Annotated in this window: 22 protein-coding genes; 11 read left to right on the top strand and 11 right to left on the bottom strand. The window is 45.2% G+C overall.

The window, feature by feature from the left end; genetic code table 11:
* Positions 1-102 precede the first annotated feature (102 nt).
* From cdd to NL646_RS06585, 6 genes are all read right to left on the bottom strand, one after another.
* Entirely contained in the window at positions 103-990 is an 888-nt protein-coding gene (cdd, locus tag NL646_RS06610; RefSeq protein ID WP_015296604.1) for a cytidine deaminase, read from the bottom strand.
* Between the two features lie 364 nt (positions 991-1,354).
* Entirely contained in the window at positions 1,355-2,032 is a 678-nt protein-coding gene (locus NL646_RS06605) for an LrgB family protein (RefSeq protein ID WP_005454891.1), read from the bottom strand.
* Between the two features lies 1 nt (position 2,033).
* Positions 2,034-2,408, bottom strand: a complete 375-nt coding sequence (locus NL646_RS06600) for a CidA/LrgA family protein (protein WP_005455074.1) — start codon at positions 2,406-2,408, stop codon at positions 2,034-2,036.
* 55 nt (positions 2,409-2,463) lie between these two features.
* Positions 2,464-3,885, bottom strand: a complete 1,422-nt coding sequence (gene sbcB, locus NL646_RS06595) for an exodeoxyribonuclease I (protein WP_024702674.1) — start codon at positions 3,883-3,885, stop codon at positions 2,464-2,466.
* 155 nt (positions 3,886-4,040) lie between these two features.
* Entirely contained in the window at positions 4,041-5,414 is a 1,374-nt protein-coding gene (locus NL646_RS06590) for an L-cystine transporter (RefSeq protein WP_005486634.1), read from the bottom strand.
* Positions 5,415-5,606: 192 nt separating this feature from the next.
* Positions 5,607-6,302 carry an NAD(P)H-binding protein gene (locus tag NL646_RS06585; RefSeq protein WP_253664014.1) on the bottom strand — a complete coding sequence of 232 codons (696 nt, stop codon included), beginning with the start codon at positions 6,300-6,302 and terminating at the stop codon, positions 5,607-5,609.
* 684 nt (positions 6,303-6,986) lie between these two features.
* On the opposite strand from NL646_RS06585, the gene cobT reads away from it, so the two are divergent.
* The 8 genes from cobT to btuD all read left to right on the top strand — a co-directional run bounded on the left by cobT (position 6,987) and on the right by btuD (position 15,219).
* Positions 6,987-8,030 (top strand): nicotinate-nucleotide--dimethylbenzimidazole phosphoribosyltransferase, encoded by a 1,044-nt coding sequence (gene cobT / locus NL646_RS06580; protein WP_021453099.1) that lies wholly within the window; start codon positions 6,987-6,989, stop codon positions 8,028-8,030.
* A gap of 44 nt (positions 8,031-8,074) precedes the next feature.
* Positions 8,075-8,827, top strand: coding sequence for an adenosylcobinamide-GDP ribazoletransferase (locus tag NL646_RS06575; protein WP_031792000.1), 753 nt, complete (start codon positions 8,075-8,077; stop codon positions 8,825-8,827).
* Positions 8,824-9,357 (top strand): bifunctional adenosylcobinamide kinase/adenosylcobinamide-phosphate guanylyltransferase, encoded by a 534-nt coding sequence (gene cobU / locus NL646_RS06570; RefSeq protein ID WP_140099462.1) that lies wholly within the window; start codon positions 8,824-8,826, stop codon positions 9,355-9,357. The genes NL646_RS06575 and cobU overlap by 4 nt, the downstream gene beginning before the upstream one ends.
* Before the next feature lie 12 nt (positions 9,358-9,369).
* Positions 9,370-9,984, top strand: a complete 615-nt coding sequence (gene cobC, locus NL646_RS06565; protein ID WP_021453329.1) for an alpha-ribazole phosphatase — start codon at positions 9,370-9,372, stop codon at positions 9,982-9,984.
* 144 nt (positions 9,985-10,128) lie between these two features.
* The gene (locus tag NL646_RS06560; RefSeq protein WP_253664013.1) at positions 10,129-11,928 is read left to right on the top strand and encodes a M3 family oligoendopeptidase; all 1,800 of its coding nucleotides are present in this window, start codon (positions 10,129-10,131) and stop codon (positions 11,926-11,928) included.
* 430 nt (positions 11,929-12,358) lie between these two features.
* Complete coding sequence (locus NL646_RS06555) at positions 12,359-13,387, top strand: succinylglutamate desuccinylase (protein ID WP_005486687.1); 1,029 nt, start codon at positions 12,359-12,361, stop codon at positions 13,385-13,387.
* Between the two features lie 82 nt (positions 13,388-13,469).
* Positions 13,470-14,465 (top strand): vitamin B12 ABC transporter permease BtuC, encoded by a 996-nt coding sequence (gene btuC, locus NL646_RS06550; RefSeq protein WP_023667280.1) that lies wholly within the window; start codon positions 13,470-13,472, stop codon positions 14,463-14,465.
* Entirely contained in the window at positions 14,452-15,219 is a 768-nt protein-coding gene (btuD, locus tag NL646_RS06545) for a vitamin B12 ABC transporter ATP-binding protein BtuD (protein ID WP_029852160.1), read from the top strand. The genes btuC and btuD overlap by 14 nt, the downstream gene beginning before the upstream one ends.
* Positions 15,220-15,297: 78 nt before the next feature.
* Here btuD and NL646_RS06540 read toward each other — a convergent pair whose 3' ends face one another.
* From NL646_RS06540 to NL646_RS06530, 3 genes are all read right to left on the bottom strand, one after another.
* On the bottom strand, positions 15,298-15,873 hold the full coding sequence (locus NL646_RS06540; protein WP_005454856.1) for a nucleoside triphosphate pyrophosphohydrolase family protein: 576 nt from the start codon (positions 15,871-15,873) through the stop codon (positions 15,298-15,300).
* Positions 15,874-15,986: 113 nt separating this feature from the next.
* Positions 15,987-16,568: a DUF1415 domain-containing protein gene (locus NL646_RS06535; protein WP_253664012.1), complete on the bottom strand. Its 582-nt coding sequence runs from the start codon at positions 16,566-16,568 to the stop codon at positions 15,987-15,989.
* A 50-nt stretch (positions 16,569-16,618) separates the two neighbouring features.
* On the bottom strand, positions 16,619-17,842 hold the full coding sequence (locus NL646_RS06530; protein WP_017448620.1) for an MFS transporter: 1,224 nt from the start codon (positions 17,840-17,842) through the stop codon (positions 16,619-16,621).
* Positions 17,843-17,948: 106 nt separating this feature from the next.
* Here NL646_RS06530 and NL646_RS06525 point away from each other — a divergent pair, with 106 nt between their 5' ends.
* Positions 17,949-18,818 (top strand): LysR family transcriptional regulator, encoded by an 870-nt coding sequence (locus tag NL646_RS06525; RefSeq protein ID WP_140098780.1) that lies wholly within the window; start codon positions 17,949-17,951, stop codon positions 18,816-18,818.
* A gap of 54 nt (positions 18,819-18,872) precedes the next feature.
* Here the strand turns inward: NL646_RS06525 and NL646_RS06520 are convergent, their stop codons facing one another.
* Positions 18,873-19,103 carry a glutaredoxin family protein gene (locus NL646_RS06520; protein WP_005454961.1) on the bottom strand — a complete coding sequence of 77 codons (231 nt, stop codon included), beginning with the start codon at positions 19,101-19,103 and terminating at the stop codon, positions 18,873-18,875.
* Between the two features lie 138 nt (positions 19,104-19,241).
* Here NL646_RS06520 and NL646_RS06515 point away from each other — a divergent pair, with 138 nt between their 5' ends.
* Entirely contained in the window at positions 19,242-19,757 is a 516-nt protein-coding gene (locus tag NL646_RS06515; protein ID WP_025500188.1) for a M48 family metallopeptidase, read from the top strand.
* Positions 19,744-20,871 (top strand): 23S rRNA (adenine(1618)-N(6))-methyltransferase RlmF, encoded by a 1,128-nt coding sequence (gene rlmF, locus NL646_RS06510; RefSeq protein WP_015296617.1) that lies wholly within the window; start codon positions 19,744-19,746, stop codon positions 20,869-20,871. The genes NL646_RS06515 and rlmF overlap by 14 nt, the downstream gene beginning before the upstream one ends.
* Before the next feature lie 68 nt (positions 20,872-20,939).
* On the opposite strand, the gene NL646_RS06505 is transcribed toward rlmF, so the two are convergent.
* Complete coding sequence (locus NL646_RS06505; protein WP_005455025.1) at positions 20,940-21,260, bottom strand: hypothetical protein; 321 nt, start codon at positions 21,258-21,260, stop codon at positions 20,940-20,942.
* Positions 21,261-21,298 lie beyond the last annotated feature (38 nt).

Genomic DNA, 21,298 nt, shown 5'->3' with positions numbered 1-21,298 from the left:
ATCATACTGATTTTTCATTGCGAAGCAAACGTTTGCTTGTGGTTTTTTGCCAATAAAAAAGCTCTACATGTTGTAGAGCTTTTAATGACATATTAGTGAATTTTATACGTTAACAAAACTGACTGGAATATCTGGGTTTAACGCTTCTAACGTAGACTGTGTGTCTGCTAGGTGACTGATTTTCCCCTTAGAGTTTTCCACTAGAGCGGCAGCCTTAATGCTGTCGAAGGTTTCGCCTGCCAACAACACTTGAATCAGTGCTACTTGTAGCGGTGGAAGGCTTGGGTTAAATGCGGCGTTTTCTGCATAAGCACCTTTAAACACACGACCGTTCGCGAGCTCTAATGCCAAACCACTGAGGTTATTGGTATACGGCGCATGGCTCATGTTCATCGCTTCGACGGCTTGTTGAATCAATGCGTCTTCATCATCACACACAAATTGGTGTTTTACTTCGGCCATCAAACCAGACTCAATACCAAGGTCTGCTGGACCAAAAGCTTCTGGTAAGTATTCATGTAATGACTTTTCGTCGCGCTCAGGTAGCTGAACTTTCAACTCTTTAGCAGTCGACAGTTCGTTCATGAACTGGCGGCAGTGACCACAAGGGCTAAAGTTGATGGTGATGTCTTTGACACCGTGTTCGCCTTTCATCCAAGCGTGGCTAATTGCAGATTGTTCTGCGTGAACAGTTTGGCCTAACTGAACACCAAAGAACTCCATGTTTGCACCAAAGTACAGACGGCCAGACAAGCCGCGAACAATTGCACCAACATAGAACTCAGAAATAGGAGCGTAAGAATATGCAGCGGCAAAAGGAAGTAGAGCAACACGCAGCTCTTTATCTGATAGGCTGGTAGCTGAAAGCAATTGCTCAAACTGCTGCGCTGAAAGAGTAGCATCAAAATCGTCGGCTAGGACGATAGGAGCAAGTTGTTTTGAAAGTGCTTCAGGAGCGCTTGCTAGCGCCTGTTCAATGCGACTTTTCATGTTGAATCCTTGTTATTGCATGGACAGTTATTCTATGCAAAGGAGAGAAATGTTCCGTGCTTTGGATCACGTTAAATAATGCAATTGATATTTCTGTTACATAATTAGAGTGAGCTCACACATGTATTCGATTGCAATCGTGTTGAGCGTTAACTTCGTCTCATAAATAACTATATCAATGGATATTCATATACCCAAGTAATGAAAATATGCTAGCAGCGAAAGATAGCGTTTAGTTATGAATCTTGTTAGAGCACGTTAGATGGGAAGTGTGCTTTGTAGCGAAAAGCGTTTTCAACGGCGCACTACGATGAGAAAAGGAAAGTGACGGCCTGTCGGAAGGAGGACTGACCGTCACAATGACTTATTGATATAGCCAGACTGCTAAACCAAAAAAGCTCGGAGCGAGAATGGAAGTGATAATGCCGCATAGCACCAACGCTAACGATGAAAATGCAGCGTCGCCAGGTTGTTTCTCTGCGCAAGTTGCAGTACCCAGCGCGTGCGATACTGTGCCCATCGTCAAACCGCGAGCAATTGGATGCTTAATGCCGATTAGGTTGTAGATTGGGTACGCCAAAATAGCGCCAAGAAGACCTACGATCAGTACTAAGATTGCAGCGACTGCCGCTTCGCCACCAAGGTGGCTTGAGATTTCCATTGCAATCGGAGTGGTCACTGACTTACCTACCAGGCTCGCAATTAAACTGATGTCAGCTTTAAATGCAACAGCGATGAGGGTTGTGGTTGCCATTGACATAATACTACCGAGCGTACAAGCAAACGTGATGATTCGCCAGTTGGCTTTGATTTGAGGAAGTTGCTCGTACAAAGGGTAAGCCAACGCTACAACAGCTGGTTGTAGTAAAAAGCTGATGCCTTCGTTGTCGGCGTAGTATGTCTCAAACGGTACATTGAGGTACGTTAATAAAGGAATCAGTACTGCAATACTTATCAACAAAGGGTTTGCAAGTGGGCTGTTGATCTTAATTGCGATTTGGCGAGCAATCAGGAAAACGACAATAGTGACAATTAACCACATATTAATGTTTCTCCTTTAGCAAGTAGTCCAGTAGCCAAGCAAGGCTGACCAAGACAATGAGTGAACCACCGACTGCACTAGCTATGATTGGCAATGCATTCGCAAGTAGCATATCGAAGTGCTGCATGAGTCCGACACTGATTGGGACAAAGAGTAAGATCATGTAGCGAATGAATAGCGTTGCGCCCGGTTTTACCCAATCCACTTTGACAAGGCCAAGTGTCATGGAGAAAAACAGTACAAGCATACCGATGACACTTCCGGGAACAGAAACGCCAGTGAATTTTTGAATAGTAATTCCGATGCCAAGTGCTCCCATGATGAGGAAGAGGGAGATGAGCAGTTGGATCAGTTGTAAGAATCGATCTTTTATCATTTTGACAGCATATAAACGACAAGCACACCATAAGGTGCGCTTGGATAAGTAGAAATTAGGAGGCTAGGCTCTCTACATAACGGTAAACGGATTTTAATATTGCAATCTTCTTTTCGTCACTTTCATGTTCGTGAACTAAGTTTTCTAAATTCAGCATATACTCTTCGATTTGGCTTTCAAATACCTCTCGGCAATGAAGTGCCCAGCGTCGTTGCTCTTGCTCATCGAGAGTGCCTGGGAAGTTACGAGCACGGTATCTGAATAGCAGCGGTTTGATGCGTTTATCGTCAAACTCGATATCTAAGGCAGCAAGATTGTTTGGATCGGTTTCGCGGATAATATCCATCGCTGCACGGTCGGCTGGAGAGAAGAAGCCATCGTAAAGTTGAGTGTCCACATCATCGCTTTTTTCAAATTGACGTTCGATAGAGAACAAGCCGATTAGTTTTTCTCGAATCTCAGGGTGCTGGCGAAGTAGTGCCAAATTATCGAGACACTTCTGACGATCAATACCGATGTTTTCTGCGTTTTCCGCCGTCAACGTTTTCGCTGGTGCTAAAATAGGGCACTTATTGAGGTGAACCAGTTTCACCGGTACGGGTAGTAGGTCGCCGAGGTCTTCACGCTTGGTGTAGAGACGTTCGTGCAACTCTTCGGTTGAAAGTTCAAGAATTGGCTGCGGATCTTTGGCTAAATCAATCGTAATAACCGCATTGTTATTCGTTGGATGCCACGCGACAGGCACAATCCAGCTGGTGTATTGGCGTTCGCGACCTAACATGCCTGAGACATGCATCAGCGGTGTCATGTTTACAATATCAACCAGTTCATTCAGCTTACGTTTGTGGCGCATAGAGAAGAAGTAATCGAACAGTTTTGGCTGCGCGGCTTTGACTTTCTTTGCCATCTCAATCGTTGCGATAACGTCAGCCATCGCGTCGTGCGCATTACTGTGCTCAATGCCATTTTTAACCGATAAATGTTCTAACTTGAAACTGGTGAAGCCGTCTTCATTCTCTGGCCATTCTACGCCTTCAGGACGCAACGCATGGCATGCTCGCAATACATCGAGCAAGTCCCAACGCGAGTTGCCGTTTTGCCAACTCCACGCGTATGGGTCGATAAAGTTGCGATAACAGGTGTAACGCGTCACTTCGTCATCAAAACGAATGCTGTTGTAGCCTAGGCTGGTGGTTTTGGGTTTCGATAACTCGGCGTGAATCTTAGCAATGAACTCAGGCTCTGATAGGCCTTCTTGCATCGCCTTTTGCGGCGTAATGCCGGTAATTAATGCAGCTTCCGGAGAAGGTAGATAATCAGCAGGAAGCTGGCAGTACATCACCAGAGGTTCGCCGATGATATTGAAGTTTTCATCTGTGCGAACACCAGCAAATTGGCTTGGACGATCTTTCGCGGGATTTGTACCCCAAGTCTCGTAGTCAAAGAAGAAAAAAGTGGGCTGATTATCTTGGTGCATTCTGCTTACCGTTTACGGAACCGATAAGAGTATTAGACCATTCAACGCCTTGACTAGCAACGAAAGATGCAAGGTGAAGTTGTGAAAATGAAAAAGCCGATGGCGAACCATCGGCTTGAAGTTTTGCATTTGTCTGCTTAGGCAGCAAATAAGGGTTAGGCTTTCGTTTCTTCAAGAGCCGTTTCAGCTTCTGAGGACTTCAACACTCGGCTTGCAATGGTGCCTGCCGTCATTGAGCCAGAAACGTTCAGCGCAGTACGAGCCATATCAATCAGAGGTTCAATTGAGATCAAAAGTGCAGCGATCGTTACAGGCAAGCCCATTGCTGGAAGAACAATCAATGCCGCAAATGTTGCACCGCCACCAACGCCCGCAATACCAAACGAGCTGATAGTAATGATCGCAATCAGAGAAAGAATGAAGTTTACGTCTAGTGGGTTAATACCCATTGTTGGGGCTACCATCACAGCTAGCATCGCAGGGTAGATACCCGCACAACCATTCTGGCCAATTGTTGCACCGAAAGAAGCAGATAGGTTCGCGATCGCTGGTGGCACATTGAGCTTGGTCACTTGCGCTTCAATATTCAATGGGATGGTTGCCGCCGAACTGCGAGAAGTGAACGCAAACGTCAATACAGGCCAAATTTTCTTGAAATATTCAACAGGGCTAACGCCAACGAATGAAACCAAAATGCCGTGCACAACAAACATCAAACCAATAGCGACGTATGACGCGACGATAAAACCAAGTAGGTTTAGGATGTCGGATGCATTTGAGGTTGCAACCACTTTCGCCATCAATGCAGCAATACCGTAAGGTGTAAGCGCCATGATCATTTTTACTAAGCGCATAACGATAGATTGAGCCGCTTCAACAAACGTGCGAATTGGTGATTCCAATTCCTCTTTTTCCATCATTACTTTGCGAGCTGCAATACCAGTTAGTACACCAAAAATGACAACAGCAATGATTGAGGTTGAGCGTGCTCCCGTTAAGTCTGCAAATGGGTTTGTCGGAATAAAGCTTACTAGCATTTGTGGAATGGTTAGATCGCTTACTGTACCCGCTCGGCTTTCAAGAACCGCAATTCGAGCCGTTTCACGAGCGCCTTCAGTTAGCCCTTCCGCTGACAGACCAAACGCAGAAGTAACAAGAATACCGATCAAAGCCGAAATTGCTGTGGTGACTAGCAACACAGAAATCGTCAGACCAGAGATTTTGCCAAGTGAGCCACCTTTCTCCAGTTTTACTACCGCAGAAATCATCGAAACCAACACAAGTGGCATGATCACCATTTTTAGCAAGCCGACATAGCCGCTACCAACAATACCAACCCATTCTAGTGTTTTCGAAATGACGTCGCTGCCTTCACCGTGAATAAGCTGAAGAGCCAAGCCAAAAAGAGAGCCAGTAACAAGACCAATTAAAACGAGACGAGAAAGGGTGTTCTGTTTTTGTTGCTGGGTAAAAAGAAAGAATAATATGCCTATAAACACGGCAAGAGAGGCTATCACTGCAAAATCCATAATCTGACCTTATCAATCTGGCGTGAAACGCCGACTGTTTTTTATACGGGGTTATATACTGATGCCGTAAGATAACGCTCAGGATATAACTTTAAAAATGACAAACAGGTATTAGATAGATCTAAAATGAATATAAAAATGAGAGATAAATCTCGTGAACTTACTGTTTAGCGTGACTTTTAAGCAAAATGACTAGTCATAATGATGCAGTAGGTCGAGCATTTCTTTTCTTTGTAGATAAACAACCGAATTTTCCTGATAACTGTAAACTTGATAAATCATCGCTTTGGCCACTTCTTCGGCTTTAATCGGTAGAAAGTTAGACAATTTCCCTATCATAAGTGGGCGAATGACTTTGAATAAAGCTTGAACAAGCTTTTCATCACTTCGCAGGTGATCGCGTTCACCAACTAAAGGGCCTGGACGCACAAACACCACTTCATCAAATCCCATTTTTTCAATGTTCTGCTCCATTTGTCCTTTGCAAGCAAGGTAGTGAGAAGGAGAGGAACGGTTGGCACCTAAACTAGACACCACCGCAAGGCGTTTTACGCCGACCATTTTCATTTGCTGTGCGACCGAAGTGACCAGTTCGACATCGACTTTACGTAGGTTTTCTTTACTGCCTGCTTGCTTGAGAGTCGTGCCCAAACAAATGAAACCTATATCGGGCGTTGTTTGATTTTCATTCCATTGATGAATAGTGAGCTCTGCATCAATGATTGGAATGATCTTGTTTGTTGGGTCATAAATGTCTTTAAGTGGGCGTCTGGAGAGGGAGTACAAATGAGAAATACCTGACTGAGCAATGAGGTTTTCGACCACTTTGCTGCCGACTAACCCAGTTGCGCCAGCGATGATTACGCAAGTGTTAACATCGTTTGTCATTGTATGCTTCCTCTTTAGAGAACAAGTGCTTAGGCATTAGTAGCTTATGCCAACACGCTGAAAGAGCAAGAATAAGCCGCAACTCACCATCAAATTTGTGCAGTGGCGAGCTCGATATCGCATGTTAAAAAAAGACCCGTTATTTACGGGTCTTAGGCTCAGGAGAGTGATAAGGGAATTGAGCGCCGGGTTTTGCGCTGCGGTTTGGGCTTGCTTCTCTTAGCAGGGCGACGACTTTGATTGGCAAACATAATTCTCTCTCCATTTTATTGGGACAAGTTAATTCAAGCATTTGTTGTGCCAATCGTTGAATTTATTAGGTGTTAGACATGTTATAAATGCTTGTTTTTAGTCACTTTGGTTTGTTTTTTTGGTTATAGATTTCAATGGTTTGCTTGGTTGTATGGGCTTGGTTTTTTGTGCCGGATATCCAGGTGATATGTATTCGTATCACTTTTCTATTTATGTAAAAACAGCCACCTAGAATCATATTCTTGTCAATATGACAGTCAGAATGCTAAAAACATCAGCAAAAAGAGAAAATCAGATGAAATAGAATGAAAGAGGCGTACACTTATTCTCTCATTCGTCGTCAGCCTTTTATCTTGTCTCGTCGTAATGCATACGCAACTGTAGACAACGTTTCTATCGAACGAACACTAATTACTTGAAGGAATACCAAACATGGATTGCTCTTTTTCCGCAGATATTCAAACGCGCATTGATAACAAAACCAAACCCTTAGGTGCTCTAGGGTTGCTAGAAAAAGTCGCATTGCAATTAGCGTTGATTCAAAGCCAAGATCAAGCACAAGCCGTTGAAGAGATTGTTATTCGCAAGCCAACAATGTTGGTGTTTGCTGGCGATCATGGTGTTGCGAAGGAAGGCATTAGCATCGCACCGAGTGAAGTTACCCAGCAAATGGTTGCAAACTTCCTTGCTGGAGGTGCGGCAATTAACTGCTTTTGCGATGTAAACCAAATCGAATTCAAAGTGATTGACTGCGGTATGCTTGCGCCAATCGAAGTCATGGTTCCTGAGTTTAAATCTCATCCGAATTTAATTGAGCAGCGTTTAGGAAATGGCACTGCCAATTTTTCAAAGCAAGCGGCGATGTCTTCTGAACAAGTAGCGCTTGGTTTGGAATATGGTGCAAGAGTGGCGCAAAGCACCATCTATTCAGGATCTAACTTACTGATGTTTGGCGAGATGGGTATTGGAAATACCAGCTCGGCTTCCGCATTATTGGCGGCACTCAGCCCGCTTGAGGTAAACCACTGTGTTGGTCTTGGTACGGGCATCAACTCAGAGCAGTTGAGCCGAAAGTTAAAGTTGGTTGCTCAAGGGGTAAGTCGTTGTCGAGGTCTAGACGCCAAAGCCGTATTATCGCAAGTTGGTGGATTTGAAATCGTACAGATGGTTGGGGCGTTCCTTGAGGCGAAGCGTTTGAAAACGCCAGTGCTTGTCGATGGTTTTATTGTCTCTGTCGCGGCGTATGTTGCCACGTTACTAGACGAAGAAACACGTGACTACATGCTGTTTGCACATCGCTCAGAAGAAAACGGACACAAGTTTGTGTTGGAGTCATTAAAAGCCGAACCTTTGCTGGATTTAGGGCTCCGCCTCGGTGAAGGAACAGGTGCTGCGTTGGCATTGCCGCTATTGAAGGCCGCTGCACAGTTCTATAATAAAATGGCCAGTTTTGAGAGTGCGGGAGTAACGGTTTAGTGTCTGAGTCAAAAAGTTCAAGACAAGCAACGCTACGCTATCAAATGGAGCTATTCCTCTTGGCTGTGAGCTTTTTTAGCCGCTTGCCTGTACCGAGTGACTTACCTTACAGCGAAGAGCGTATGAACCAAGCCGGGCGATATTTTGCCTTGGTTGGTGTGATTCTTGGTGTGCTTTGCGCGCTTGTGTTCTACTTCACTCAACTTATTTTCCCTGATTCTGTTGCTATTGTATTAACCATGGCGTTCAGCCTGTTGCTCACCGGTGCTTTTCACGAAGATGGTTTGACTGATATGGCGGATGGCATTGGCGGCGGTATGACGGTTGAACGTCGTCTTTCTATCATGAAGGACAGCCGCATCGGGACTTATGGTGCCGCAACATTAGTGATGGCGTTGTTGGCTAAGTTTGTCCTTTGGAGCGAGTTGGTGCATTTGCCTGATTTTTGGCTCGTTATTGTTGTGGCCTACACCACGAGTCGTGCCCTCGCTGCAACGCTAATTTACGACATGCCTTATGTGAGTGACAGTGACACCTCGAAAAGCAAGCCGCTTGCGAACAAGCAGTCCTCGTCTGAAGTTGCCATTTTGCTGTTTACTGCGGGCGTGGTTTCGCTCTTTCTCGGGGTAATGCAGACATCATTTATCGTCATCGTTTTGTTTGCATTTCGATTTGCATTCAAACGTTGGCTGACTAAGCGCATTGGCGGTTTTACTGGCGATTGCTTAGGTGCAGCGCAGCAGCTTTCTGAACTCTTGGTTTACCTTACTCTAATCGCGTTTTATCAAAATATATGAAGCAGTTAATTCTCGGTGGTGCTCGTTCAGGAAAATCGAAACTTGCTGAACAAACCGCAAGACAGTTATCCGAAAAGCAGAACAAGTCATTACATTATGTCGCTACTGCGTTGCCATTTGATGATGAGATGCGAGAGCGGATTAAGCATCATCAAGCTCAACGTGGGGAAGGGTGGCATGAACACGAATGCCACCTTCGACTTCCTGATTTACTTGCTCATTTTGGTGCTAATGACGTTGTATTGGTTGATTGCTTAACGTTGTGGCTGAACAACTGGATTTTTGAGCTAGGTGAAGTCTGCAGTAACGAGTCATTAGAACAAGAGATAGAAAAGCTCATTCAAGCGGTTGAAAATTCTCGCGCGACACTGATTTTTGTCTCTAACGAGGTGGGAATGGGCATCGTGCCGCTGGGTGCTGTGAGCCGCTATTTTGTTGATAATGCAGGGCGCATGAATCAACAACTTGCTCAAGTATGCTCTCGAGTAACGTTTGTTGCGGCAGGGTTGCCATTGGTTCTTAAAGAATAGGATACGAAGGTAATGAAAACGCTCAATATCTATCTTATGCGTCATGGAAAAGTAGACGCCGCGCCTGGCTTACATGGTCAGACTGATCTCAAAGTGAAAGAGGCCGAGCAGCAGCGAATCGCCATGGCTTGGAAAACCAAAGGATACGACGTAGCGGGGATAATATCGTCGCCGCTTTCTCGTTGTCACGATTTGGCGCAAATATTAGCTGAGCAACAATTGTTGCCAATGACCACCGAAGACGATCTGCAAGAAATGGACTTTGGTGACTTCGACGGCATGCCATTTGACTTGCTTACTGAACATTGGAAAAAACTCGATGCCTTTTGGCAATCACCCGCTCACCATTCGTTGCCTAATGCCGAGAGCTTAAGCACATTTTCTCAGCGCGTTAGTCGCGCTTGGTCTCAAATCATTAACGATATCAATGACAACTTGTTAATTGTCACGCATGGTGGCGTAATTCGAATAATTCTCGCTCATGTTTTGGGCGTGGATTGGCGCAATCCTCAATGGTATTCGACATTGGCGATAGGAAATGCCTCAGTCACTCATATAACAATTACTATTGATGACCAAATTTACGCCTCAGTTCGTTCAATAGGCGTGCCTCTTGTAGAAGATTAAAATCAGGCGCTGTTGGCCTTCAACGCGAAACAAATCAAGGAAGAAAAGCAGCCCTAGTCATGGAAGAAATCGGCTTTCTAAATCCTATTTTGTTAGGAGGAAGAGGAAAGACCGATTCGATTACATCAAAAGGAACTCTAAAAAATGACCACTCCTAGTTGGGACTTATCCATCGTTTACAACGACCTTGCCGACCCTCGAATTCAAGACGATATCGCACTTGTTGAGCAATGTATTGACCTGCTGAATAAGCAATCGCAAGATTGTGAAAATGTTGAAGTGATGCAAAATGCCATTCTGACTAACGAAGCAGCAAGTCGCTTGGCGGGCACGGTCTACAACTTCGCAAATTGCTACTCATCAGTGAACGCTACTAACGCCGAAGCGAAAGCGCTTTCTGGTCGTATGATGCGTATTTTCTCTGAATTGTCTCAAGCGTTTAGTGCTTTCGAACTTACCTTAACGCATGCAGATGATGAGTTCATTGCTCGCGTTCTCGATCACGAAAATCCAGACATCAGCGGTCAAGCTTTCTCTATTATGGAGTCGAGAAAACTGGCAGATACACGCTTGAGTATGGAAGAAGAGAAGCTTTTAGCTGCGATGAGTGTCGATGGCAAATCTGCGTGGGGCAATTTGTACGACAACTTGACGGGTTCGTTAAAGGTTACGTTAGACCATGCTGATGGCACTACTGAAGAGCTCGGTTTCTCCCAAGCTGCAAGTATCCTTTACGGTTCAGAGTTTGACCGCCAAGAAGCGGCATGGCGTGGCGTCCAAAAAGCAATGGAAACGCACCAAGAGTCTTTCGCCGCGATTTTAAATGCACTTGCAGGCTGGCGTTTAACTGAAAACAAAAAGCGCTCGACTAAGCGAGAGGTACACTTTTTAGATCCAAGTTTGTACGGTAGCCGCATTCAATCTGAAACCTTGGCTGCCATGATGAAAGTGGCGAAGGACAGTCGTGATGTTGGTCAAAAAGCCGGTAAACTGATGGCGCAAGTGCTCGGTTTGGATGAGATGAAGCCGTGGAACCACCTTGCTGCAATGCCTGCATTAAGTGGTGATGCTAAAGTCTACGATTTCAATGAAGCAATCGATGTGATTTGCGAAGCGTTTGAAACCGTCAACCCAGAGATGTCTGAGTTTGTGCGTTTAATGGTTCAAAACGGTTGGATTGATGCCGCGCCAAATGCCAATAAACGTTTGGGGGCGTACTGCACTAAACTACCAGCTACGCGCACACCGTTGGTATTCATGACGTGGAGTGGTAGCCGTTCTGATTTGATGACATTGGCTCACGAACTTGGTCATGCCTTCCATAACTGGGTTATTCGAGATCTGCCGCTTTGCCAAACTTACTACCCAATGACACTTGCAGAAACCGCTTCTATTTTTGCAGAGAATATCGTACGCGATCATTTGATCTCGAAAGCAGAAAGTGTGGACGACAAACTCGAAATGCTGTGGGAAGAGCTGTCTTCTGCGCTGGCGTTAATGATCAATATTCCTGTTCGATACGAGTTTGAAAAAGCATTCTACGAACGTCGTCAGGAGGGAGAATTAACCGCTCAGGATTTCTGTAATCTGATGTCAGAAACGTGGGAAGATTGGTACGGAGACGTGATGAGTGAAGCTGACCCCTATTTTTGGGCAAGCAAGCTGCACTTCTCGATTGCCGATGTGAGTTTCTATAACTATCCGTATCTATTCGGCTTCTTGTTCAGTAAAGGCATTTATGCGCAACGTGAAGCTAAAGGTGAAAACTTCTACATTGATTACGTTAATTTACTGCGTGATACTGGCAACATGATGGCAGAAGAGGTGGTTGAAAAACATCTATCGATGGACTTAACCAAACCAGACTTCTGGCAACAAAGCGTGGAGCTTGTACGCGACAAAGTCGATGAGTTTGAACGCCTACTTGCGCAGCGTAGCCAATAAGAGGTTGAGTTTTGTTGACCCTAGTCGATGAATCTTGCTCGGATAGGGCTTCAGTTCGAACTATTTGGTGGTACTGGCGGTATCTTTGGTTCGCATAGCCGTTTGCTCATAGAAGCAGTGACAAAGCAAATGACCATGTGTTGTATAAAGAATCCGCACACCGCCGAAAAAATCGGCTCAAAAGGTTAACAGACACTCAAACTTGATCAAATCATAATGATCTTACAGAAGGCTGTGGTAAAGTTCACAGCCCTAACACTTTGTAATTGTTTAAAAAATAAACGCCTCAATGCTTGATTTGAGTGCATGGCGCAAATGGGTATCGGATTTTTGATAAATTTAGCGGTTTCTACTCATAAGTGAGATCGCAGCAACAAAAATCCTTTGTACAATTTATTAACATACCCGCCGTGCTATTAAGGAGTAACGCATGACGAAGTCTCTCTTTCGCCAATCGTTTTTAACTGACACGTTAGATGTTCATATTGATGTAGCGCCAGCGGAGCAGGTGCTATCAAACGGCGTACAACTCAAACTCTATCAGCGTGGTGTGCTAGAAGTCATTCCTGAAAACCCGACTCAGGAAACGAAGAACATCATCATCTCTTGTGGTATTCACGGGGATGAAACCGCACCGATGGAGCTGGTGGATTCGATTATTAAAGACATCGAATCTGGATTCCAGAAAGTCGATGCACGTTGCCTATTCATTATTGCTCACCCTGAGTCAACTCTGGCGCATACACGATTCCTAGAAGAAAACCTCAATCGTCTATTCGATGAAAAAGAGCACGAACCAACGAAGGAACTGGCGATTGCTGACACGCTGAAACTGTTGGTGCGAGATTTCTATCAAGATACAGACCCAAAAACGCGTTGGCACCTGGATTTGCATTGTGCAATTCGTGGTTCGAAACATTACACGTTTGCGGTAAGCCCAAAAACGCGCCACCCAGTTCGCAGCAAAGCGTTGGTGGATTTTCTCGATAGTGCGCATATTGAAGCTGTGTTGTTATCCAATTCACCATCCAGTACGTTCAGTTGGTACAGTGCAGAGAATTACGGTGCACAAGCGCTAACGATGGAGCTTGGCCGCGTCGCTAGAATTGGTGAAAACGCTCTGGACAGATTAACGGCATTTGACTTGGCTTTGCGTAATTTGATTGCAGAAGCTCAGCCAGAGCACTTATCGAAACCGTGTATTAAATATCGCGTAAGTCGCACTATCGTCCGCTTGCATGATGATTTCGATTTCATGTTTGACGACAACGTGGAGAATTTTACTTCGTTTGTTCATGGTGAAGTCTTTGGTCATGATGGCGACAAGCCTCTGATGGCTAAAAATGACAACGAAGCGATTGTCTTCCCAAATCGTCATGTTGCTATTGGTCAACGTGCCGCACTGATGGTTTGTGAAGTGAAAACGCGTTTTGAAGAGGGTGAGTTGGTTTACGATTAATCCAACATTACTCTCAGAAGTTAATTGCAATCTACCGAGGCTTAACTGTAAGGTTAAGCCTCGTTTGTTTTTATCGGCCACTATGGATTTTCAACAACTTATCTTGAACAAGGAGCGACGCTGGCAGCGTAATCTCGTGATTATGTCAGTCGTACTCGTTTTACTCTCTACTATTCATTTGATGGTCGGGGAGGTTTTCCTTTCTCCTTTTCAATCCCTCTCTGTATTTGAGCAAAAGCTATTACTGGATTTGCGTCTGCCAAGATTGGTCGCAGCAGCAATGATAGGAGCTGCATTGGCCGTATCTGGTGCCACACTACAAGTTTTGTTGGGGAATGTGCTGGCAGAGCCGGGCGTGCTTGGCATTTCTGGGGGCGCAAGTTTGGCGATGGTTTTGGTGATGTTTGCATTGCCTGTGCTGCCAACGCCTATGATCTTTATGCTGGCGGCGATAGCTGGCTCGATGTTGTTCACGCTGATATTGGTTGGTATTGCTCGGGCGATGCATCTCACGACAGCGCGTTTACTGTTAGTCGGTGTCGCGTTGGGTATTTTATCCAGTGCCATCGTTACATGGGCTTTTTACTTCAGTGACGATTTAAGTCTACGCCAGCTAATGTACTGGCTTATGGGGAGCATTGGTGGCGCGAGTTGGTATCAGCACACGGTAACATTAGTCATGTTCCCTGTTCTAGTTTGGCTATGTTGCCAAGGTAAACCGCTCGATAAGTTAATGCTTGGAGAGATTCATGCCACTCAACTCGGTGTCGATGTTCATCAGATGCGCTGGAAGTTGATTTTAGCCATCTCAGTGTTGGTTGGTTGCTCCGTCGCATTAGGTGGCATCATTAGCTTTGTTGGCTTGGTGGTTCCGCATTTGCTGCGATTAGCGTTTGGCACAGAAAACCGTTACTTGTTGCCACTGTCGGCGATATCTGGCGCAGCTTTGCTTGTTTTTGCAGATATTGGTGCTCGACTATTGCTGGATTCCGCAGAACTGCCTTTAGGTGTGATGACGACTTCTATCGGTGCGCCTATTTTCATTTGGATGTTGGTGAAGAGTCATGATGCGCGTTAAGCATATAGCGGTTGGAAGTCGTTTGCTGCCACTTTCATTTGAATGCAAAGCTGGCGAAGTCGTCCACGTTGTCGGACCAAACGGCTCTGGTAAGAGTACGTTACTCGCAGCGCTTTCCGGCACATTAACTAGCAGGGACGGAGCGAGTGGTGAAGTTCATGTGGACGACAAAAACTTGCTCACGTTATCTTTGTCGGAACAAGCTCATGTTCGCGGTTACTTATGTCAGCAATCTAGACCTGCATTTAACGTCGATGTTTTTCAATATCTTGCGTTGTCGTTGCCAAGTGGCGCTGCGATCACTGATGGTAAAGTTCGTGATGCCGTTAATATGGTGGTCGAGCTCGTCCAACTGCAAGATAAGTTGCACCGCAGCATTCAAACGCTATCAGGCGGCGAGTGGCAACGCGTACGCTTAGCGGGTGTATGCCTACAAGTGTGGAGAACGATAAATCCATACTCGCAGTTGTTGATTTTAGATGAGCCAGCCGCTCCGCTCGACATCGCTCAAGAAGGTTTGTTGTATCAGTTAATCAATGCTATCGCGGCGCAAGGTATTAGCGTGCTCGTGGCGAATCATGATTTGAATCGCACCCTTAAACATGCCGATAAAGTGTTATTGCTCAGTAATGGTGTGTTGCATGCGTCGGGCAGGGCGGATGAGGTGCTCTCCGAGACTGGTCTCGCTGAAGTGTTCAAAACACAGGTCAGAAAAGTGATGATAGACGAGAGACCGTATTTGATCTTCGATTAGAGCCTAGGTTTGTGCTGATAAAATAAAAACGACCCGTATAAGGTCGTTTTTTTGTTTCTTGAATACTTAACCAAGTATTTATTGAGTTAGCGGTTTTAAGTCCGCAGGACGGTAGTAAACCGACTTGAGCACTTTGCCTTTACGTACGGTTTTGCCTTCAGACACGAAGTCTTGTGCACATTTTGCGATGATGTATTCGCCTTTTTGTACAGCCATCAACTTGATACCTTGCTCTGCGTAGAAGGCTTCGGTCTCAGTATACTCTTGCTCATTGCGGCATACTTTGCTCATGTTGCTTGAATGAACTTCGTCCCAACAAGGAATAAAGTCGATTCCGCGGTTTACTGCAACGTTCAGTAAAAGATCAATGAGGTAGCTGATCGCTAGGTTATCTTCTACTTTGCTGTGACCAAGGTGAACTAGACGACCCATTAGAACGTAAACGCTGTCTACAATCGCATCGGCTTGTTCAGTTTTACAATCTGCTTCTGCTAGCTCTGTTAGCTCTTCGATCGCCAAAGAGGTGTGTAGTGTGTCTGCTTGTGCATCTAGGCTTGCAGCGTCTGCGACTGGTAGGTCGAACGTACTACGGAACTCGGTGATGTCACGGTATAAGTGATCAAAAATCTCTTGGGTTAGCTTTGACAGTTGCATTCTAATGTCCATTGAATCGATTTAAGGGGCAATGATACCAAACCGCACTTTAATCCCCAAGAGATCAGAATCTAATTGATTAGAAATCGTCTCTTGAGGTTCTAAACTGTGGCTTAACGAAATAGATAAGGGAAGAGCTTTTTACGTTCTTCTTCTGAAAGAGCAGAAACTCGCGCGATGTTTGTGTCGGGAATAGACTCAGGGTCAGGGTAGTGCTTCAACACCTTTTCCATACTCTCTTCTCGAATAAGATGGAAAATTGGGTATGGTGATCGATTGGTTAAGTTCTCGTCATCTTCTGGCGCTGCACCACCGAAGCAATAGTCGGGATGGAAAGTCGCCACTTGGAATGTACCTTCCCAATCCTGTTGTTTGATCAGTCCTTCAACCCAATCGATGCAGAAGTTGTAGTCCCAGAAATCTTGAAGCATGTTAGGTACGACGACCAATGTTGTTTCCAGCTTTTCTGGTTCGGTGGTGCTGAGTTCAATAAGTTGCAGCAGAATATCCTCAAGCAGCGCTTCTTCTTGTATTGCTTCGCTGACAAAAATCTTGATTTGTTTGTTACGCTGCGGCTTTGCAGCGAAAGGACACAAATTCAGACCAATCACGACATCATTAAGCCATTGATCGACTTGTTGAGTGATCGCATTAATATCTGTATTCGGTGTTTCTTGTGTTGAGCGCGTTGGCATACGACTTTCTTGCTTTTATGAATTTGGCGCAAGCATAGCAGAGAAGTCGATTAACTTCTTCCCAAGCTTGCTACATCAGTGTTGCTGTCGGTATCTACGCTTTCACAAATGTGTTTTAAGTAGGCAATGGCAGCAAACATCACGGCATACAAAACGCTTCCGCCAAGCAGTACGGTTGACCAACCGCCATGTTGCCAACAGTAGAGCAATAAAAAACCACCTAAACTTCCGCCAACATAGTAGTGCACCAAGTACAAAGCTGTTGCGGTTGCTTTTGCTTGTGTTGCGTTTTGGCCTACCCAGCCGTAAGCCAAAGTATGGGTAAAAAACGCGCCAAAACTAATCAGCAGAAGACCGATAAGCATAGCGGCGAGGCTCTCAAAAGCCGCAATCCACATGCCTGCCATGCTAACCACAGCGCCTAAGAACATACCTAGAATAGAAGAGTAACGTTTGCTCCAATGCCCTGCGCATCGAGAAGAAAAAGTTCCTCCCAGATAACAGATGAATATCAACGATGCCAGACCGACCGGAACGTTGTGCGGCGCGCTAACCAAACGAAAGCCCATCACTGAGTAAAGATTGACGAACAACGCAAAGTTAAGGCCGCCGATGAGCATTGCAAACCAAACCCGCTGATTTCGGAAGTGGCCAATAATGGCGCGATTTTGGTGTCTTAAGCTGCTGGATGAAGGTGTGAAGTTGCGCTGCTTTGGCAATAAGTAGTGCACGCAGATTACGCCAATCAGTGTTACAACCATCATGACTTCGATGGCGACATCGACACTAAAGTTATCCGCCAACAAACCGCCGCTAATACGTCCTGCGATACCACCTAATGAGTTTGCTGCAATGTAAGTACCAATGGCCATTGAAAATGCGTGCTTATCAAGTTCTTCTGCCATGTATGCGACGGCAACAGCGGCAAATGCGGCCAAAGCGATTCCGATTAATGCTCGGCATGCCACCAAAAATATAAAAGAGTCTCCGAGTAGCATCAACGCAGAAATGGCAGGAATAGAGAACAAGCCAACCATCATCACTGGCTTACGACCGATGGATTCGGACAAGACCGCCATTGGCACCAAACTGAATGAAAGCGCTAACGTTGAGGCGGCAAACAACCAGTTAACCTGCGTTTCTGAAATGGAAAACAGCGTTGCGAAGGTCGGCAGCATAGGTTGTAAAAGGTATAGGTTAGAAAAAACCAAAAAAGAGCCAAGCGCCAGAGATAGCGTAATGCGTTTGTATTCCGGAGTACCAAAGCTGACCATGTTTCCTGCCTGATAGGAGCAATAAAGGAGATTGTGATCAATCTATCAGTTGGATATGGATTAAAAAAATATATTAAAAATATGGATACGATATATTTTTGATCTTATGGAATCGAAACAACTGAAACATTTTCTGGCTGTCGCAGAGCATGGCAATATCACCCACGCAGCTAAGGCACTTCATATCGCGCAACCAGCGTTAAGCATTTCGATAAAAAAATTCGAACAGTCACTCGGCGTGACGTTGTTTCGTCGTGAAGATAAGAAAATCAGCCTAACGAAAGAGGGGGAAACCTTACTCATTCACGCGCAGCGAGTGATTCAACAACTGCACGATGCGCAATTAGCGATTGATGAACTAAAAGGTTTAGCAAAAGGAGAAGTGCGCCTTGGCACGCCTTCTATGATGGGGAGTTACTTCTTCCCGAGAATCGTGATGGCGTTTAAGAGCCAGTTTCCTGATCTGAAATTGACGCTCGTTGAGGCTGGCACGCAATCTATTCGTCGAATGTTGCTCAATGGACAACTCGATATCGGCGTGATCAGCTGTGACGATGTACCCGAAGATCTAGAAACGGACCATTTGTTCAGCAGCAAAATGGTGGCCGTTGTTGCTCCCGAGCATGAGCTAGCGCAGCGCGAAGCCATAACGTTTGATGAATTTTTCGAGCATGAATTGGTGATGTTCCAACACGGATATTTTCATCGAGAATTCTTAGACCATGTCAGTGAAGAGCACGGTTTCAGCATGAAGTCGTCTTTTGAAACCAACTTGCTGCCGCTGATATTGAGCATCGTCAGGCAGGAGTTTGCCATTACGGCCCTGCTTGAGCTTGTTACTCAAAACGAGAAGGGGGTTGTTGGCATTCCGTTTCATCCTCCAGTAACGCTCGATTTGGCACTAGCTTGGCGGAAAGAAGGGTATTTATCTATCGCAGATCGGACGTTTATTGATTTTGTAAAACGTTACGTCTGATACAAAAAGAGCTTCTTATTTCAGAAGCTCTTGTCACTATCCATTTATAGGCGATTAACTGCCACTGTACATCTTTTCGAAGTTCTTCGGATTCCAACCGATCATGACTCGGTCACCAATCTTCAATACAGGCACAGAGCGAGCACCAAGTGCATCAAGCTCTTTACGACCACGTTGCATTTTCGCGTTACAAAGGCGGTAATTAATGTTTTTCGAATCAAGATAACGTTGAGCATCTTTGCAGTGAGGGCATTTGTCTTTGACGTAAAGAACGACACGTTTCATTGAATTTCTCTCCATTATCATTGGGAGGCGAAGTTTAACGACCTTTCAATACAAATGAAAGACGAAAGCCAAGGTGAAACTGTCCTTTATCTCAGGTATATTTAGCGCCTTTATTTTGTCATAGCAGACTTAACACTCATGCATCCGTCACTTCGATACATTCAAGGCTATCCTCAGAACATCGTTGAGCAGGTGAGCTCATTGGTCGACCATGGAAAACTGATCCCTTGGTTCGAAAAGCGCTATCCAGATAGACACCAAATCAAAAGCGAGAAGGCTCTCTACGAGTATGCAATAGCGATTAAAAACCGCTATATGAAGAAAGCCTCACCAATCAGTAAAGTAGTCTACGATAAGAAAATTCATGCGGTGAACAACGCGCTTGGGCTTCATAGTGTGATTAGCCGAAATCATGGCGGGAAGCTTAAGTCAAAAAACGAAATTCGTATTGCAAACGTTTTCAAAGACGCGCCGGAGGCATTATTGCGAATGTTAGTGGTGCATGAGCTGGCTCATACTCGCGAGAAGAATCACGATAAAGCGTTTTACCAACTGTGTTGTTACATGGAGCCTGAGTATCACCAACTCGAATTTGATGCTCGTCTGTTTATGATTTACCTCGATTTAAAAGCGAACTCGAATGAAGAACAATAGCCACAACGCGAAACAGGCTCCGTTTAAAGCAGCTAAGCCAAAGCATGATAACGACGTTAACAAGGCCAAGCCGAAGCGTGTAAAAAAGAAAGCAGCAGTGAAAGCGAAACTATCGGCAGAAAAGAGCGATGTCGATTTTATCAAGATTGCTAAAAGTGGCTTGCATGAAAGTAATGCGCATCGTGGTCGCTATGATTTCAAAAAGCTAATCGCCAGTGAGCCAGCACTGGAGTCGTTTGTTATCAAGAATCCTAAAGGCGAGGATTCAATCAACTTCTCTGACCCGAATGCAGTGAAAATACTGAACAAAGCACTTCTCACGGCGTATTACGACATTGATTTTTGGGATATTCCTGAGCACTATTTATGTCCACCAATTCCTGGTCGAGCGGACTACATTCACCGAGTGGCAGAACTGCTTGATGGTGAAGTCAAAGGAAAGTACCGCCATCAGAATGTACGCGCGCTGGATGTGGGTGTTGGAGCAAACTGTATTTATCCGATCGTCGGTGTTACTCAATACGGCTGGCACTATACGGGCAGCGATGTTGATCCGAAATCCATAGACTCCGCAGCCAATATCGTTGAGCGCAACGTCGCGTTAAACGGAAAAATTGAACTCGTACAACAAATGAGCGAGTCACACATCTATCGCGGTGTAATTCAGCCAAATGATCGCTTTGATGTGACGACCTGTAACCCGCCGTTTCATCGTTCAGCAGAAGATGCTGCGATGGGCAGTCAGCGTAAACTCGACAACCTAAAAGCAAACCAGCGAAAAAAAGGGGTCAAGTCGCAAAATAGCCCAGTGAAGCAGGGCAAGCCAACGTTGAACTTTGGTGGTCAAAACGCCGAGCTTTGGTGTGAAGGTGGGGAAGCGGCATTTATTCGTCGAATGGCCAATGAAAGCCAAGCATTCAGCTCTCAAGTGCTGTGGTTTACGACGTTGATTTCGAAAAAAGACAACGTGCGTCCGATGCGTAAGCAGCTAGAAAAGCTAGGAGTTAAAGCGATTCGTGTGGTGGAAATGAGCCAAGGCCAAAAGATCAGTCGTTTTATGGCTTGGTCATTCATGGACAAGCAGCAAAGAAAGACTTGGATTGAGCTGAAATAATTTTATCTAGTTGTATTTGTTCAGCAGAATAGATAAGAAAAGCCCGCAATTTTCAGCGGGCTTTTTGATCAACGTTTGGTGACTGGTTCACAATTCAGTGCTGTTAGTGGCACAAACTGGTCTGTTTTCGCGTAGAACAGTCCGCAGGTTGTACCGCGAATCTGCAATGTGTACTGGTCAGGAAAATCGGTATAGCTACCGTCTAGTAGCACGTTATCCTTGCCTTTAACTCTGCCTTTCTCAATCAACAAGTGCGGAGACGATTCAAATACGTTGCTTGCGATTCTCGGTGCTGGCGTACCTTGAATTTGTGCAATCGCAGCTTGTACTTCCGTTACGGCCTCCGGCGTGGTTTTAGTGCTTAAGGCTTCAACAGGTTCTCGTGACATTGCTTCACACCCCAAAATCGGTAGTGTTAGTCCAAGAC

This window comes from Vibrio sp. Y20_XG_PY13 (assembly GCF_024181925.1).
Classification (GTDB): Bacteria; Pseudomonadota; Gammaproteobacteria; order Enterobacterales; family Vibrionaceae; genus Vibrio; species Vibrio parahaemolyticus.
Note: the sequence above shows the minus strand (reverse complement) of the source record. Positions and strands in the feature narration are given on the sequence as shown.

Bases quoted from the DNA above. Each gene is read 5' to 3' on its own strand.
- btuC (WP_023667280.1), top strand. From the start codon at position 13,470: ATGGATTTTCAACAACTTATCTTGAACAAGGAGCGACGCTGGCAGCGT.
- NL646_RS06505 (WP_005455025.1), bottom strand. From the start codon at position 21,260: ATGTCACGAGAACCTGTTGAAGCCTTAAGCACTAAAACCACGCCGGAG.
- NL646_RS06515 (WP_025500188.1), top strand. From the start codon at position 19,242: ATGCATCCGTCACTTCGATACATTCAAGGCTATCCTCAGAACATCGTT.
- cobT (WP_021453099.1), top strand. From the start codon at position 6,987: ATGGATTGCTCTTTTTCCGCAGATATTCAAACGCGCATTGATAACAAA.
- NL646_RS06575 (WP_031792000.1), top strand. From the start codon at position 8,075: ATGGAGCTATTCCTCTTGGCTGTGAGCTTTTTTAGCCGCTTGCCTGTA.
- NL646_RS06590 (WP_005486634.1), bottom strand. From the start codon at position 5,414: ATGGATTTTGCAGTGATAGCCTCTCTTGCCGTGTTTATAGGCATATTA.
- NL646_RS06585 (WP_253664014.1), bottom strand. From the start codon at position 6,302: ATGACAAACGATGTTAACACTTGCGTAATCATCGCTGGCGCAACTGGG.
- btuD (WP_029852160.1), top strand. From the start codon at position 14,452: ATGATGCGCGTTAAGCATATAGCGGTTGGAAGTCGTTTGCTGCCACTT.
- NL646_RS06530 (WP_017448620.1), bottom strand. From the start codon at position 17,842: ATGGTCAGCTTTGGTACTCCGGAATACAAACGCATTACGCTATCTCTG.
- rlmF (WP_015296617.1), top strand. From the start codon at position 19,744: ATGAAGAACAATAGCCACAACGCGAAACAGGCTCCGTTTAAAGCAGCT.
- cdd (WP_015296604.1), bottom strand. From the start codon at position 990: ATGAAAAGTCGCATTGAACAGGCGCTAGCAAGCGCTCCTGAAGCACTT.
- sbcB (WP_024702674.1), bottom strand. From the start codon at position 3,885: ATGCACCAAGATAATCAGCCCACTTTTTTCTTCTTTGACTACGAGACT.
- NL646_RS06600 (WP_005455074.1), bottom strand. From the start codon at position 2,408: ATGATAAAAGATCGATTCTTACAACTGATCCAACTGCTCATCTCCCTC.
- NL646_RS06525 (WP_140098780.1), top strand. From the start codon at position 17,949: ATGGAATCGAAACAACTGAAACATTTTCTGGCTGTCGCAGAGCATGGC.
- NL646_RS06555 (WP_005486687.1), top strand. From the start codon at position 12,359: ATGACGAAGTCTCTCTTTCGCCAATCGTTTTTAACTGACACGTTAGAT.
- NL646_RS06520 (WP_005454961.1), bottom strand. From the start codon at position 19,103: ATGAAACGTGTCGTTCTTTACGTCAAAGACAAATGCCCTCACTGCAAA.
- NL646_RS06605 (WP_005454891.1), bottom strand. From the start codon at position 2,032: ATGTGGTTAATTGTCACTATTGTCGTTTTCCTGATTGCTCGCCAAATC.
- NL646_RS06560 (WP_253664013.1), top strand. From the start codon at position 10,129: ATGACCACTCCTAGTTGGGACTTATCCATCGTTTACAACGACCTTGCC.
- NL646_RS06540 (WP_005454856.1), bottom strand. From the start codon at position 15,873: ATGCAACTGTCAAAGCTAACCCAAGAGATTTTTGATCACTTATACCGT.
- cobU (WP_140099462.1), top strand. From the start codon at position 8,824: ATGAAGCAGTTAATTCTCGGTGGTGCTCGTTCAGGAAAATCGAAACTT.
- NL646_RS06535 (WP_253664012.1), bottom strand. From the start codon at position 16,568: ATGCCAACGCGCTCAACACAAGAAACACCGAATACAGATATTAATGCG.
- cobC (WP_021453329.1), top strand. From the start codon at position 9,370: ATGAAAACGCTCAATATCTATCTTATGCGTCATGGAAAAGTAGACGCC.